At 50.1% G+C, this 14,218-nt stretch carries 10 protein-coding genes and 1 pseudogene; all 11 read right to left on the minus strand.

Annotated elements, in window-relative coordinates:
* Positions 1 to 551 (minus strand): type VI secretion system baseplate subunit TssG (gene tssG, locus IO95_RS16035; RefSeq protein ID WP_037386109.1); only part of this gene is annotated, 551 nt, incomplete at its 3' end.
* Complete coding sequence (gene tssF, locus IO95_RS16040) at positions 515 to 2,284, minus strand: type VI secretion system baseplate subunit TssF (RefSeq protein ID WP_023492738.1); 1,770 nt, start codon at positions 2,282 to 2,284, stop codon at positions 515 to 517. The genes tssF and tssG, both read right to left, overlap by 37 nt.
* 32 nt (positions 2,285 to 2,316) lie before the next feature.
* Positions 2,317 to 2,454, minus strand: a pseudogene (locus IO95_RS24840) (type VI secretion protein); the annotation flags it as partial.
* 8 nt (positions 2,455 to 2,462) lie between these two features.
* Entirely contained in the window at positions 2,463 to 5,840 is a 3,378-nt protein-coding gene (locus IO95_RS16045) for an ImcF-related family protein (RefSeq protein WP_023492739.1), read from the minus strand.
* A complete protein-coding gene (locus IO95_RS16050) occupies positions 5,837 to 7,039 on the minus strand; it encodes a hypothetical protein (protein WP_023492740.1) in 1,203 nt (400 codons plus the stop codon). The genes IO95_RS16045 and IO95_RS16050 overlap by 4 nt, the downstream gene beginning before the upstream one ends.
* A gap of 2 nt (positions 7,040 to 7,041) precedes the next feature.
* Positions 7,042 to 7,305, minus strand: a complete 264-nt coding sequence (locus IO95_RS16055; protein WP_023492741.1) for a PAAR domain-containing protein — start codon at positions 7,303 to 7,305, stop codon at positions 7,042 to 7,044.
* A gap of 194 nt (positions 7,306 to 7,499) precedes the next feature.
* Positions 7,500 to 8,327 (minus strand): hypothetical protein, encoded by an 828-nt coding sequence (locus IO95_RS16060; protein ID WP_023492919.1) that lies wholly within the window; start codon positions 8,325 to 8,327, stop codon positions 7,500 to 7,502.
* A gap of 42 nt (positions 8,328 to 8,369) precedes the next feature.
* Complete coding sequence (locus IO95_RS16065; protein WP_023492920.1) at positions 8,370 to 9,248, minus strand: hypothetical protein; 879 nt, start codon at positions 9,246 to 9,248, stop codon at positions 8,370 to 8,372.
* Positions 9,245 to 12,154 (minus strand): N-acetylglucosaminidase, encoded by a 2,910-nt coding sequence (locus IO95_RS25835; RefSeq protein WP_200874179.1) that lies wholly within the window; start codon positions 12,152 to 12,154, stop codon positions 9,245 to 9,247. The genes IO95_RS16065 and IO95_RS25835 overlap by 4 nt, the downstream gene beginning before the upstream one ends.
* 11 nt (positions 12,155 to 12,165) lie before the next feature.
* Complete coding sequence (locus tag IO95_RS16075) at positions 12,166 to 12,636, minus strand: DUF3828 domain-containing protein (protein ID WP_023492927.1); 471 nt, start codon at positions 12,634 to 12,636, stop codon at positions 12,166 to 12,168.
* Positions 12,637 to 12,989: 353 nt separating this feature from the next.
* The coding region (locus IO95_RS16080; RefSeq protein ID WP_037386115.1) for a type VI secretion system Vgr family protein at positions 12,990 to 14,218 on the minus strand (1,229 nt) is incomplete at its 5' end.

Genomic DNA, 14,218 nt, shown 5'->3' on the forward strand with positions numbered 1-14,218 from the left:
GTGCCCAGCAGCGCCAAAAAGCGCGAGATGGGGGTCGCCACATGCGCTGCGGTACCGGGTATCCCCAGCCCCACCAACCCCAACAGGCACTGGGAGGTCGCGTCGCTGCCACCCGGTTCAAAGGTGGCCGGGTAGGCATATTTACGCCAGATACGGTAATACTGGGTGGTGATCCGGTGGCTGAAAATATCAAGAAACGACATCGTCGCCTCATAGCCTTCCCGCCGTTGGGCAATATCATCCAGATAGTGGCTTGGCAACGGGGAATCGACACCGTACATCCCCAGAAAGGTGGTGCGAACCGTCGGCGGGTTTTCCGGATGGTCTTCGTCAGTCTCCACCGTTTTCAGGGTGCTGACCGGGAAGCCCATCCCCGGCCAGGGCCGAAAACGGACGGGATCATCGGCCGGATGGCTGGTGCTCCCCAGCCTGGGGCCCCCTGGGTTCTCCTGCTCCAGCAACTGGCAGAAGCGGTAAAAATTGGCCCGCCAGATATCTTTGTTAAGCAGTAATGTCAGCCCGGTACGTGCTGGCTGTGATTCTCGCGCCATCTCAGTCTTTTCCCTGTCGGTTGCAGTACCAGTGTTAACTGGTTGAACAGATGAATATCGGCATAGAGTGCAAAGAAGCGGTGCAGCATCTCGCCAAACAGATTGATATCCCCCTCGCCGGCAAAGTTATCCGCGTTCAAGGTGACTTCAATATCGACGCCCCGCAGCATAAACCCCCGCTCAAAACGGCGGATCAGCGTGTGTTTTACCGCCACAATGGCATCCAGACGGCGGCGGTTCATCTCATCATCGCTCCAGTCATACAGTGCCAGGGTGCCGCGCAGCACCTCCGGGTTATCCATCATGCTGAGGAAGTTGGAGCCCAGGTGGCTCATCACCCGCCAGTGAAAACGGTCATTAGCCGGGGGATAGAGCGGCATGGTCGGCGCAGACAGATTCAACACCTTGACCGGGACCTTACCCGCCTTGACCACCCGATCCAGCAAGGTACTTTCCAACGCTTTGCGCGGAAGCTGGCCGTTGGTGCCGGTGATACGCATGGAGAGTGATTCAGGTTTCTCGCTCAGTTGGTCGATTTCAAAAGAACGCCCACCGAGGATCAGCCAGGTGTCATACATGCCAGAAGCCCCGCGCTTGACCCGGGTGTGGTAATAACGCTCCGGCGCATCGTGGCGCATCATCCCCCCCCGGTGACGAAAGCTGGTAAACGGCACATAGGGGTGTTTGCCATTTTTTACCGCCCCGTGGATATCATCGACACTGTAGATTTCGGTGTGCCCATCCTGCAGGCGCAACGGGCGCAACAGATATTCACTGTCCAGCGGGTTGAGCGTCAGCGGGTCGGCCTCCAGGGTAAACAGGTTGATCACCGGCGCACAGTGCAGGCGGAAGTTTTCTGTTTCAAATGGCAGGTCCGGTGACCAAGTTTCACTGAGCACAATGTCGATTTCAAACCCGTTACTGTCCGGGGTTAAACCGATACGCTCCAGGCCATGCAACTCGACAAACATGAACTTCGGCCGGAAGCTGAAATACTCCAGCAACAACTGGTAGCCACTGAACGCCGTATCCCCTTTCTGCCACAGTCGGTCATGGTCATCAAACCCCATCGGTTTGCACCAGCCATCAAACTTCAGGCGTTCACCGCGCAAACCGGCATGACGGACATACATGGCATGAACACAACGGGTCAGCGCCAAATGCAATGCGGAACTGATGGGGCTGTCGGCATTAAGATAAATGACCACTTTATCCAGCCCCACCTTGCTCCAGTCCACCTTTTCTGCACACTCAAAACGCAAGCGAATAGCGGAACGGCCATCGGTTTCGGTCTGCAGGCGGGCATCCGCCAGATGCAGGGGCTGCAACGCCACTTCACGGGTGGTCTGGTACTGGCAAGCGGTTTTTTGCGGCCCCACCGGGCGGGAAAGCACCGAGAAACTGGCAGGCAGGGACTCTGCCTGGCGCAGACCTCGCCAGTCGGGGGAAAATTCAACAATCGCCAACGACGGAATGGTGCGCATATAGTGCGGCCACAGCAAGCTCACCAACCCTTCGGTCAGTTCTGGCAGGTCATCATCAAGTTTTTCACGCAGGCGCCCCATCAGGAAGGCGAAGCCTTCAAACAAGCGCTCAACATAAGGGTCCCGTGCTCCGGGTTTATCCAGGTTGAGCATTGCCGCCCGGTCCGGATGGGCACGGGCAAATTCTTTACCTGCCTCACGCAGATAGCGCATTTCGGCATCAAAATAGCGCAGGGTTAAATCATCCATGCACAGAGTTCCTGAGAGTATTCAGAGAAAAATCAGCCACAGCGAACCATGGCACGAGTCGTGTCAATGGCAATAAGCCCTGCCATCAGGGCATCCATTTCCGGCAGTAGACGCGCTTTATCCGCCTCACGGCGGCGCGCCTGTACGTCAAACAATAAGGTGGGTGACCAACACGGTGTTACTCAGTGCCGGCAACACTGCCCTCACCTGCAGGGCTGGCCTCAACGTTAAATATCGCGGTTGGCAGTTCAAACCCCTGAAGTTTTAACAGGCTCAACGGGCCCTCCCCCAACTCGCTGCGAATAATAAACTTCAGTGAGTTGCCATCCGGGGTTTTCCACACCAGTTGGGCTCGGCTGCCATCCAGGGGCGTGACGGTCGCTTTGTCCAGCAAACGCATGAACCCCCAGTTGCCCTGGTTATTGGCATAAAGCTGCATACCGGTGTTCACGCTACGCCAACTGAGGTTGACGCCGGGATAATAGGTGTTGCCTGGCCAGACAAAACTCTGCCAGCTTTCCATCTGGTTAAAGAAATCCAGGCTCTGTTCATCCAGTATCATTTGCATACGCGCCACATCCTCGGAGGGGCGCGCCATCAATTCAAAATGAATGCCTGCCTCACCCTGAGCGAACACAATGTCTGAAATTTCAGCCAGTTTATTGATGGCATTGATAAATTCAGGGTTCACCTGCATCCCCTGGCTGGCGACCGGATCCACCACCCAGCGGTTACCTTCCTGGTGTAAAATGCCACCCAGGTTGCTTTTCAGGAAGGTGCTGATACGGCCCGAGTCCCCACGCAGAAACTGCGCCAACAGCGGCAAGGAAGCATCGCTGCCGGTGGCTTTGAACGGATAGCGCCCGGAAAAGGCTTTGTTCCACTGCTCGACAATGGTGGACTGCCAGCGGGTGTTGAGGCTGCTGGCGGCCGGGGACAACACTTGACGCCAGGCCAGATCCAGCGGTTGCACAAACAGTGACTGACCAAAACCACTCCACTCCTGCCCCAGGCTGGCGGCCACCAGGCTGCCGTAGTCGCGGGTGTCGGTTAAATCAATGGCTTTCCCCTGAAACACCGTCTGCGCCAGCATTTGCGCCATCGCCTGCGGATCCGGCGCACTGGTCACCTGCTGGAGTTTGAGGCGCACCTGAGTCACGCGGGCCAACCATGACTGGAAACTCAGGTTACCGTTGCTGCCCGTGCCATCTTTGCCTTCCATCAACCCCAGTAGCGGGCCAAACACCCCATCCAGCGGGCCCTTCGGCCCTTGTGCCTGTTCAATAAACTGCTGGGTGCTTTTTTTCGTGCCGACCAGCTTTTTCGCCGAGTCCACCAGGGAATCCGCCAGCGCCTCGCTCTTCTGCCCGGTTTTCCCCTGCCACGCCAGGGTATTCATCAGCGCAACCAGCGGTGACTGACGCACATCCGCCAGCAGGTTGAGCTGGGCAATCGCTTCCGACAAGGAGGTGGCTTCGTGCCACTGGATGGTATTGATCATATTCAGCCAGGCATTACCGAAGTCGGTAAAGTAGCGCTCAGTCAGGCGGGCTTTCAGCGCATCCGGTGAAATGTCACTGCCCGGCTGATGGGTTTTGTCTGTCAGCACCCAGTCAATTTCATCACGACGGTTTTTCACCACCTGATCAATCGCCCCTTTTACCTGTTCTTCCCAGGCCTGGCGGGTAAACATGCCAGGGACCACTTCTTCGGTGCTGAACAGGGTAGCGGCATCGGTATCCCCGGTCATATCCTCCAGCCGCAGGTCCGGCCAGTTGCTGGCGATACGTTTGAGCATATCCTGATACAACCCGGACTCCGCGTTACGCTGACCAATCTGCTTGAGCAGGATCTGGCGCACGGTGTTGACCAGTTCCGTATCCAGCTTGATTTTCCACTCGGGATGGGTGGGCAGGTTTTGTGCCCAGAAGCCAAGTAGTTTCGGGGCCAGCTCCTGCCAGGTTCCCTGCGCCACATCCTGCCGCTGCGGCCATTCAATCAGTATGTTTTTGGCCAGCCAGTCGGCATCTGCCTTATCCGGGCGGGACAACATCAAGTACCCTTTCAGCAGGTTGTAGGCCCGTTGCGTGCCCTGGGTTCGGTCATCGCTGGCGGGCGGCAATTGAATAAAGGCAATCAGTTGCTGCTTGAGATGTTCAGCGGTGGCATCACGCATCAACTGCGTGTTATTGCGGGTGTACAGTGGCCAAAGGGCCGCCAGGGTTTGACTGTCCTGATTGAGGCCAAAGCGGGTATACCAGGGTGCCCCGGTGGTTTCACGGTATTGCAGACGGGCAATGGCCTGTTGCAGCACCAGTTGGTTACGCAAGCGCTCTGCCAGCGGCTGCTTGATATCCGCAGCAAGACGGGCAGTTTCTTGCGCCTGATAAATTTGCGAACGGTTGATGGTAAGGGACAGCAACGTTCCTGCCCCCCACAACACCGCCAGCGTCAGCAACAGCAACCGCAGCCCCTGCAACCAATCGAAGGTCAGTTTTTTGGCCGTGGCCAACTGGCTGTCCTGCTCCAGAGGTTGCCAGGCTGGGCTGCTCAGGCGCACATGGGGCGCGGTGTTGGCTTTCTCCTGTGCCGGGCTCACCATGATGCCCCGTAACCGATAGGGGGCCGGGCCTTGCATCAGGCTATTGAGCAAGGTGGTCAATTTACCTTTCAGCTCCCCCTGCAAACGGGAAGAGAGCCGTAACAACCAGCCATGGCGGGTATCCTGCAACAGGTGCGCCATCCCCACCTGGCGTAAACGCGGGATCAGTGCTGATAGCGAGGCCAACACATTATCCGGGGTGGTTCCGGTGCCAAACAGCGCCCCCACTGGGGCCATATCACCGCCTTGCTGTGAACCATATTCCTTATCGGCCAGCCACAACCACACCGGTGCCTGCCAGCCCAACAGCCTGTCTGCCTTTTGGCGGCTGCGCAGCAGCGCATCCCGCTCGGCGTCAGACGGTAACGCATTGAGGTTCATCACCTGAACGATGCCATCCAGTGGACGACGTGGACGCACCTGTTGCAATGCCATCAGGAAAGTGTCATCCGGGGGTAACAAGGCATCCCCGGCGTGGATCAACACCATGCCGTCGCTCTCCTGCCAGCCATCACTCACCAGCCCGGGAACCGCTTTTTCAATATCGTTCTCGCTGCCCTGGACCAACAGGATACGCACCTTGTGCTGCCAGCGGCGACCATAGCGCAATTGCAGATGCTCAGTAAGTGACTCGGGGGATAATGCCCCAGCCATGCCTTGCGCATCGAGGATCAGGGGGATTTCGCCCGGCGCGGCTAACTGCTGGCTTTTCCTGAACGCGAGCTGTACCCCTGCGCGCCCGGCTCTCTCGAACCCGCGCTCGATAAGCCACCCCAGCAAGATAAATGCCGTGATCACTGACAGACAAACGAATAACAGCCGACCATTATTCAATGGCCCGATCCCTGTCCAGTCAGCCATTTTTTCAGGCCAGGCTAAAAATAAGCAGGCAATAAGGGTGGTCAAGAAAACCAGTACCACCACAATCGCCCCAATCAGTGTTTTTACTTTCACAATAGATCCCGCTTTATTCCTGTACTATCGCCAGTTGTGATACCGACAATCCAGATTTCATCTGTGCCCGTTTCAGCCGCAACCACTTGAGAGCCACCCAGTGGTGCCTGTGTTGCGGCAAGCGTAATGGCCAGCCAGGGTGCCACTATGCCGGTATAGCCGGTGGTTTGATCAATATCTCGGTTATCTTCCGTCCTGTTCAGTGCCAGCTGGTTCTCCTCACAGGCCAAGGCCCATTCCCCCCCTTGTGCCACTGCCTGCCCGGTGGTCCAAACGCCCTTCACTGCCGCTGCCGGGAGGTGGCACCACAGCAGCGCGCGGTCAAGGATTTTTGCCAACGAAGCGGGGCTGCCTTTTTCAGGGCGATGCAAGCGAACCGCATCAGGAAAACCGGGATGATGGCGGTTTAACAGCAACTGGTAGCTAATGGCTTCACCCTCACCTTCTTGTGGCGTTGCGCGAACCACGGCACTGACCACCACCAGGATGGCGGGGGTTTTCCAGGCCTCATCCAGCCAGCGGTCGAACGCCGCTAAACCCTGGCGACGATATCGCCGACAGGGCCGACCGGTTTGCGACACCAGTATTGGCAGAACACGTTCATCCACATCCGGGATACCCGCCACCTCAGCATTCACCAACAGCCAGCAGGGAACATCGGCGGGGATTTCAGCCAGCATCGGCTTGAGGCGGCTGGCAATGGTGTTTATTGCCCGCTCAAAATCATCCACCCGCCGATTGTCATCAAACCCGGCCAGGCGAGCGTGGCGCAGTGGCACACTACCCTGCCGGGGTAACTGCACCGCTAACGCGGTGGCCGCTTCAACCGCATTGAGTAATTTATCTGCCCCACTGCCCAGTTGCGTGGTTACCCCGGCATGGAGCAACCAGGCAAAGCGCTGACCCCGGCGGGTTTCCTGCTCCAGTAACTGGGCTCTTTCCCGATCCCAGGAGGCCGCCCACACCTGGTCGCATTTATAGCCAAAGCGCCGAATGCCGAACAGTAGCCCCCACAGGCAGAATGGCACCCCTAATGCCATAAACCAGAATATCAGCCCTTCCCGCGCCTCACGCCAGAACCAGAATGTCAGCCCGCTACCGACCACCATGATGACGACTAACAGCCATAACCAACGGCGGATATGGGGGCGTTTTATGTTGGGGGCCACATCAGGAATAGCATCCAGATAAACAGGCATCGTTATCCCACCTTGGCCACAGAGAACGAACTGATCAACGTGCAGCCACAGCCACATTTATGCCCATGAAAGGCGACCGGTATCCCGTTATCCAAATAATTTGGGTTACCTTCAATAATGGTGGTTGGGCCGTGCCCATCTTTAGGGCAGGAAACCTGATCCCCTTTACGGGCCACACCGATGCCACCGAATTTCATAGTGGCAGAGCCGGTTAAAACAGCGCCCCCATGGGTGGTTTTATCGCCGATACGAACAATTTGCTGCATAGATTATTCCCCCATTATTCAAACGCCGACTGACTGTCATCGCTTTGTTTTTAATTGATGACTAATGATGTGGTTAAAGGTATTTAAATCGCTCTTTCGTTTTATTGATAAGGTACTGCCGGCTGATATTTAAAGAGTCTTATCGATTTAGAGATATTATTGCTGGGTAAGATCAAATGACATATCAATGGAAGTTACTCTGTTTTTTGTGTTCTGTTTTTTGCTAATTTAAATGTTAAGGCCATTTTCCCCAACGTGTAAGTGATGTTGTCTTTGGTGCTATCAGCCTTAATCCCCTCATAAGCCTTAAGAATATCACTCAATGTATCGCCCACTTTAATGCCACGTATCGTGTTATATTTGGGCGATGTCAATGATATTGACGCTATGATATAGTCATCATCAATATCCCATAGCCTCTCATGGTACCCCACATTAGAGGAGGTTATTGCTATATTGCTGTACTCATGAGAATTGAATTTATCCAAGCCGCCATTGGCATTTGGAAAGTCACCTATATACCCATGATATAGCTCTTTTTCCTTTGATAATACTTGACTCTGTGAAAATGAGCTACCTAACCCCACCCAATCCTGGTGGTCAACAACAATAAAATCAGTAATATTGAGGCGTTTTTTTACGGTATTATTCGCAAGTGGGGAAAGCGCTTGTATCTCAGCACTGTTAACCCATCCTTTGACTTCTTTGCCATTTATTGTGATGTAATTTACATAGGTGAACCCCTGGTGTATTTTATACGCGTAGAGGTAATCACCTAAAACCAGAAACATTTCGTCTTGTTTACATCCTTCATCAGGCGCGGAATAAAAAAAGACTTTGCTTTTATTCGCCACTGCAAAGGGAACGGCAGGGATATTGCTTTCTCCATTTATGGTATCATTCTTTGCTAAATCTTGTACTCTCGAACATTTATCACTATCAGCTAGTACAATGTTAGTGTTTAACAGGACCAATAAAAAAAATAGTGAATAATTTTTACCAAGAATACGTGAGAATTTCATTTTTTATATCCATTCATGCTGGATTGCCATGTCAACTCGATATTAATCACACTGTTTTAAATTGCTAATTGGCTTTGATAAGTTAATATTTCTTGAACATTTCAAATCATCCACTAATCTTATCCAAGGGATCATATTGTACCATATTGATTCAATATTTCCCGCGCTATTGATATTAAATGAAATAATCATATCGGCATATTGGTAAGTTATACTTTTCTCCCCATCAATATTACTGATGACCCCATTGCCCCCATATTTCTTGATCACAGAATCAACACTATCACCAATTTTTATACCACGAGATGTACTATAATCCCCACCGAAATTAATAACTATCTGCGACACGACTTCCTCGTTATCATTTCTAATAATATGATTGAGATCAGATATATATATTACAGCGTAGTTATTAAATGGAAAATCGACTCCAAATACATTCGAGTCATTATTGTTTCCAATGTAATTTAGTTCTATTTTTTTGTTTTTTATTTCGCTAACCTTACTTTTTAATTCATAAGTAGGCTGCCCAATGTAAACATTAACCCCATCTATTTTAATGAAAAAATCGCTATAGGTAATATCTCCTGCCGTTTGTTCTACGTCGAATAATCTATTGTTTTCAATCCATCCGCTGACTGTATCACCATTTTTTGTTAAGTATGCCACATAATCATATCCATTCAGATTCTTATAAGCTATAACTCGATCCCCTGGAATAATGAATAGATTTTCTTCCTTGCATACTCCATTGGCGTACTTATAAAAATATGCTCTCTCGCTGTTATTAACTTCTTTTACTTTAGCTAAGCTGATCTGTTTAGTCTGCGATGTTTGTTGTGACTCTATGCAAGATGACCTTGCAAAAAAAGAAACAAAGAAAAGAAATATAAAAAATCTTAAAAATATAATAATTTTCATGCTTCCTCCGCATATATTGGGAAATCAAAATAAATCACACTGTCAGGTGACTTAATAGCCATTTTATAAATAATACCTGATTGAGTTTCAGCCCAATTAACTGCCGTAGCATATTGATGTGTAGCTGGAGAATCAGGATTCCACCTCATTTTATAAAGGGTATCTTGCCCCCTTAAAAAGTACTCTCTAGATGCAAACTGAGCACCACCAATTATTGCACGCTCCGGTGTATCCCAGTTCTGTTGCGCTGCAAATCGTGTACCCTCAGGAACAGCTACACCATCAACAGCACCTACACCATACATATTATAATAAAGCCTTCCGTTAAATAAACTCCCTGTAGCTAACGTGCTCCTTCCATGATTTGTTTCTACAATTGCATGTGCAACCAAATACATTTCATTTACATTATATGTTTTTGCTGCCTCTATAAAACAGTCTTCTTTGCCAGCCAAAATCCCTTTGCCTTTCAAGGCCGTTGCTATAGCCTCCTTAGAAATTCCAATGTATGAATTTAATATCATATACTGAAACATATCAGAATTCACAGTTTCTTCAAAAGGCTTTGGAGTTATATAGGTAGATACTATATCTCTACCTACAGGAACAAATCTCCCACTTGCTGTTCCAATTTGTGGTCCATATCGCGAATTGGGACGTCCCAAAGCCATTTGTTTATCTAATGAACTATTCACCGTCGATGAATAATGAGTATATTTTATTATATACTTCTGTTTCTGCATTAAAGCACCTAAAAACATCAACGGATGCATATGCCACAATGAAGGTCCTAATTTCTCTGTCTTCAAATCCTGCATCCAGGCCATTTTATCAATAAAGTCCTCACCATATCCCTTCCACTCTGGAGCATCCTTTGTCAGTTTATTGAAGTATTTCAGCCAGATATTATCTTCTTTTTTGTGATACCAGTCACTGGGATGATTCACTATTATTTTATACAGTTGATCACGATAATCGGGAATATGAATGGCACTGCGATACTCTTCCGGTGAATATTTACCATCATGGTTTAAATCAATCTTGTCCAACAAACGTTGGTAATTATGGGCCACCAGACTGTAACGGGGGCGAGTATCTTTTTTAGCCAAATCACGCAGCATTTTTAAGACAGTTTTCACCATTAATCCTGGTGGTGTCTCACCATCAAGGTGATCAAAACTTTCCGGCTCATCCTTAATAATCTCAAAACCCAATTTTTCTAGGTCATACTGTGATAACCGTTCCGGTGATGTCTCCCCTTTCAGTACGTAGCCTTCCTTAATCTGGTAATACTGCGCCTGCCCCGCCTGGGCATTCTTCGGCTCTAGAGGAACGTTAGACAACTGTAGGATCGCTTCGCCTTCGGTCACTTTCCCGCTAGCAGTAAAACGCCCAGTCTGCGCATCTTTCTGGTATAACGCCAGACCCGGTGAATACTTTAGGTAAAGGGGCTTGTCTTGACCCACTTTATCTGGATTAGCCAGGAACTTCGGTAGATTTTCATCCATGCTGAAACATTCGATATGCACTTGATAACGAGCTTCATGCCATCCTTCTTTCGGGGCCTGAAAATACCCCAAATGACCTACCGAATCTCCTGCCTTGATAGCATAGGGTTTGGACACACTGACCACTTGATTAAACTGGATCTTCTCTGGGTTAGGGGGTAACATCGGGCTCCACCACGAGGGTTTGCCCCCAGATACCTGCTTAATATTACCCTTGTCGACCAGCATCCATACTCGCTCACCGGCCTTCAGGTTGCTAGTGTCTTGCTTCAGGGTGACCAGCCCATAGGTTCTTCCATTTTTTGTGGCGACCAGAGAACTGTCTAATGAATTCCAGGTGACATGTATGTCTTTTTTTACCCGACCATAACGCACAGGTTTTTCATTACCCTGGCTAACCCAGTCTGCTTCTGAATAACCCTTAAGTAAATCCGTCGTGATCCATTCCTCAGTTACTTGCTCATAAACACTGTACGGAGCCAAATGCATATACAATGTATAAAAATGCAAACCGCTCTCTTCTTTTTCGCCCGGCTGGATATAATGGCGAACCAGCAAGAATGAACCAGAGAAATTCAATGGGCCGTTAGTCCAATCCAGCGTCATATAATTACTACAAATACGGTAGGCAACGACTTCACCATCTGCCATGCAGCGAATATATTGTTCACCTTTATAGGGCACAGAGAAATCGTTATGTTCTGACGGTTCTCTGCCGCTCAGCGCACACCACGGTGTAGTCGCATTCGTGATATGAATACCACCATGCCACATACCATTGCGCCCTATCATATACAAACCCGTAGACTCCCCTTCCAGATGGGAAAGAATCTCCTCTAATTGATTGAATTCCTGCCCACTTTGCTTAGGAATGGGGTAGCAAATTTTTATTTTCCCTTTATTACTCTCCGGAGGTGGGGTGCTCTCTGTTGGTTGGGCATCAGAATGTCGATAGAGGACATAAGCAGTATTATTGGTTCTGTATGCTTGAGCAGGATAAAAACCATTATCCTGAACATAGTCCGAGACCCATTTTGTTCCATCAAACATCGCTATATGGCCGTGACGATGACCTGTTACTGCTTGAATCACAACAACATCACCAGCTTGCTGACCTGATATGGAATAGACATTCCCAACCTGTACTGTTGTTGCATTGTCAACCGGGTTAAAGTTATTTTCAACCAGCCATGTGCCATAATCCTTCGCAGATTCTATACTCGAACCGTTTGGTGATAAACCACCGCTAATCAGAGCCCTCTTAACATAACGGGCACATTTTGCCATACCATAGTTTAACTGTATGTGTTCTCCATTCCTTATTCGCCGAGCATTGATGCCAATAACCTCGACAGCACCGGCATGAAGCGTGACAATGGCAGTGTCTTTATTAAACATTATACTCACCATTAATTATCATTACAAAAAGAAGAACCCCTGGAATCAAGCCGAACTGAATCCATAAGCCATCTATCATTTTGTTTTTTTAACTTAACCGTATACTCTGACAAACTGGGTTTATATCCTAACCTCAGTTTCACCAGGGCAGTTCCATTGTTAACTTTAATTCTCTCAACCGCTATATGGTCTACCCATTCAGGGCATGTATCCTGTGCATCAAGGAAATAATCAGCACCAGTGTCATTTTCACTTTCTACCTTTCGTAGGTGTTTCGTCGTATATTTATTAATGGCTTTCTGTAAATCTCCCCCTGCAACTTCTATATCTTCACTTCCATCTGCCACCAGGTACTCTTTATAGAATTTTTTAACCACACTTTCCGGTGAGTTGATTTCAGTTTGCTTTGAATCACTTACGCTATTTTCTGAAAAAAATATCAATACCAAACATATTGAAAAAATTACATTTTTAAATTTCATATTTCCTCACTGTTCTTGTCCATTTATGTTGTCATCAATGACAACAAATACAATAAATAAGATCTGACGTCGGATATCAATCATTGATAACGTTACGGGTGACCCGTTTTGTTTCTGAGATCTTGACCACGCTAAAATTTGGTGCTTCGACAGACAAGCCGCCTGAACTTGGCACAATATCATTCGTTGTTTTCATCATCTCCCTTCCATCAAACTGTGCTCTATCCTGCCCTGAATGGACGCCCCTCCCGATGGTAAAGAACCGTGTCCAACTGCCAAAACTCAGCCCTCCGATTACTGGAGGGGATCGACCAGACAATTTTAGGCAATTTAGAGACGAGTCACGCTCTCTGTCAGTCGTTAAAGGATTTACTGGTGACTTGACTCATTTCTGAAATATCGGTCACATTAAAAGCAGGGGAATCAACCGGTAAATTGGCCCCCGAGCCCGGCACGATATAGTTCGCGGTTTTCATTATCAAATCCCCCGTTGAGCCATGTTCGATGCCATTCTGGCTCAGCTTCAGGTAGGAGCCCCCGCCATTGAGTGTCAGGGTTTTGGGGGTGCTGATGATGATTTCGTCCTCGCTACTGGTCACCGTCATCAGCTGCTGCGCAAACAGGGCCAGCGTATTGTGCTGTGCCTGGATCTCGACATCACCCTGATTGGCCACCAGTTTCGCCCCCGCTTTATGCACAAACAGGCCCAGGGCTTTTTCCACCGAGACCGAGAGGTTTTTCATCGCCCCCATATCCAGGTGCTGACCGGCGTTGATCATGGTGTTGCCGGTACTGGTGAGTTGCAGGTGCTCTCCCGAGGTCAGCGCCACCCCTTGTGGCGCACTGGCCAGCAGCACCGCAGACTGCAGATTGTTCAACCTGTCAGTCACCAGATTAAGTTGGGTGCTAATATCGGCCACCAGTGCGCCCGCCACTTCTGCGGCGCCACTCAGTGCCTGCATCTGGTTGTTGGCCTGATTGATCTGGCTCACTGCCGGGGCCATTTCCAGTACCTGCCCCTGCGCTTTAAGCTGTTCATGGGCGGTCAGAAATATCCCCTTGGCGGCACGCACAGCGCCAAATTCATCGGTGCGCAACTCAAAACCGCGCCCTCGCTGCTCGCGCTGTGCGTTGACCAAGTGGCCCAGGTTAAGTTGGCTCTTGCCATATTCCGTGGCTAATTTGATATGTTCCTGTTCTCTCTGATCCTCTAGTCTTAATTTGTTGCCAGAAGGGGTTCTCAGCACGTTGCGCGTGTGGTTATCGCGGGTGACGTGATCCGGGTGTTCCGAGTCATGTTGGGCATAGGCGATGTACGGGCGATCCAAATCACCGGCATCAAACATCACCGCGACTTCGGTGCCATCCAGCAAGGGCGCATGCCAGCCATAGGTCTCACCCGCATAGGGCTTCGCCAGTCGCAGCCACAAATAGGCATACCCTTGTTCGGGGCTGTTACGGTCAAAATCCAGCTTGACCCGGTAACGGCCCTGCTCATCCAGCCAGGCATAGGTGTCATTTTTCTGGGCGCTTTCTACCCGCGCGGGTAGCGAACCGGCAATCACCGGGCGGGGTAATAGGG

The sequence above is a fragment of the Serratia sp. DD3 genome (genome assembly GCF_000496755.2).

What these genes read in the sequence shown, in the direction of transcription:
- IO95_RS16075 (WP_023492927.1), bottom strand. Translation starts at nt 12,636, where the DNA reads ATGAAATTTAAAAATGTAATTTTTTCAATATGTTTGGTATTGATATTT.
- IO95_RS16060 (WP_023492919.1), bottom strand. Translation starts at nt 8,327, where the DNA reads ATGAAATTCTCACGTATTCTTGGTAAAAATTATTCACTATTTTTTTTA.
- IO95_RS16050 (WP_023492740.1), bottom strand. Translation starts at nt 7,039, where the DNA reads ATGCCTGTTTATCTGGATGCTATTCCTGATGTGGCCCCCAACATAAAA.
- tssF (WP_023492738.1), bottom strand. Translation starts at nt 2,284, where the DNA reads ATGGATGATTTAACCCTGCGCTATTTTGATGCCGAAATGCGCTATCTG.
- IO95_RS16065 (WP_023492920.1), bottom strand. Translation starts at nt 9,248, where the DNA reads ATGAAAATTATTATATTTTTAAGATTTTTTATATTTCTTTTCTTTGTT.
- IO95_RS25835 (WP_200874179.1), bottom strand. Translation starts at nt 12,154, where the DNA reads ATGTTTAATAAAGACACTGCCATTGTCACGCTTCATGCCGGTGCTGTC.
- IO95_RS16055 (WP_023492741.1), bottom strand. Translation starts at nt 7,305, where the DNA reads ATGCAGCAAATTGTTCGTATCGGCGATAAAACCACCCATGGGGGCGCT.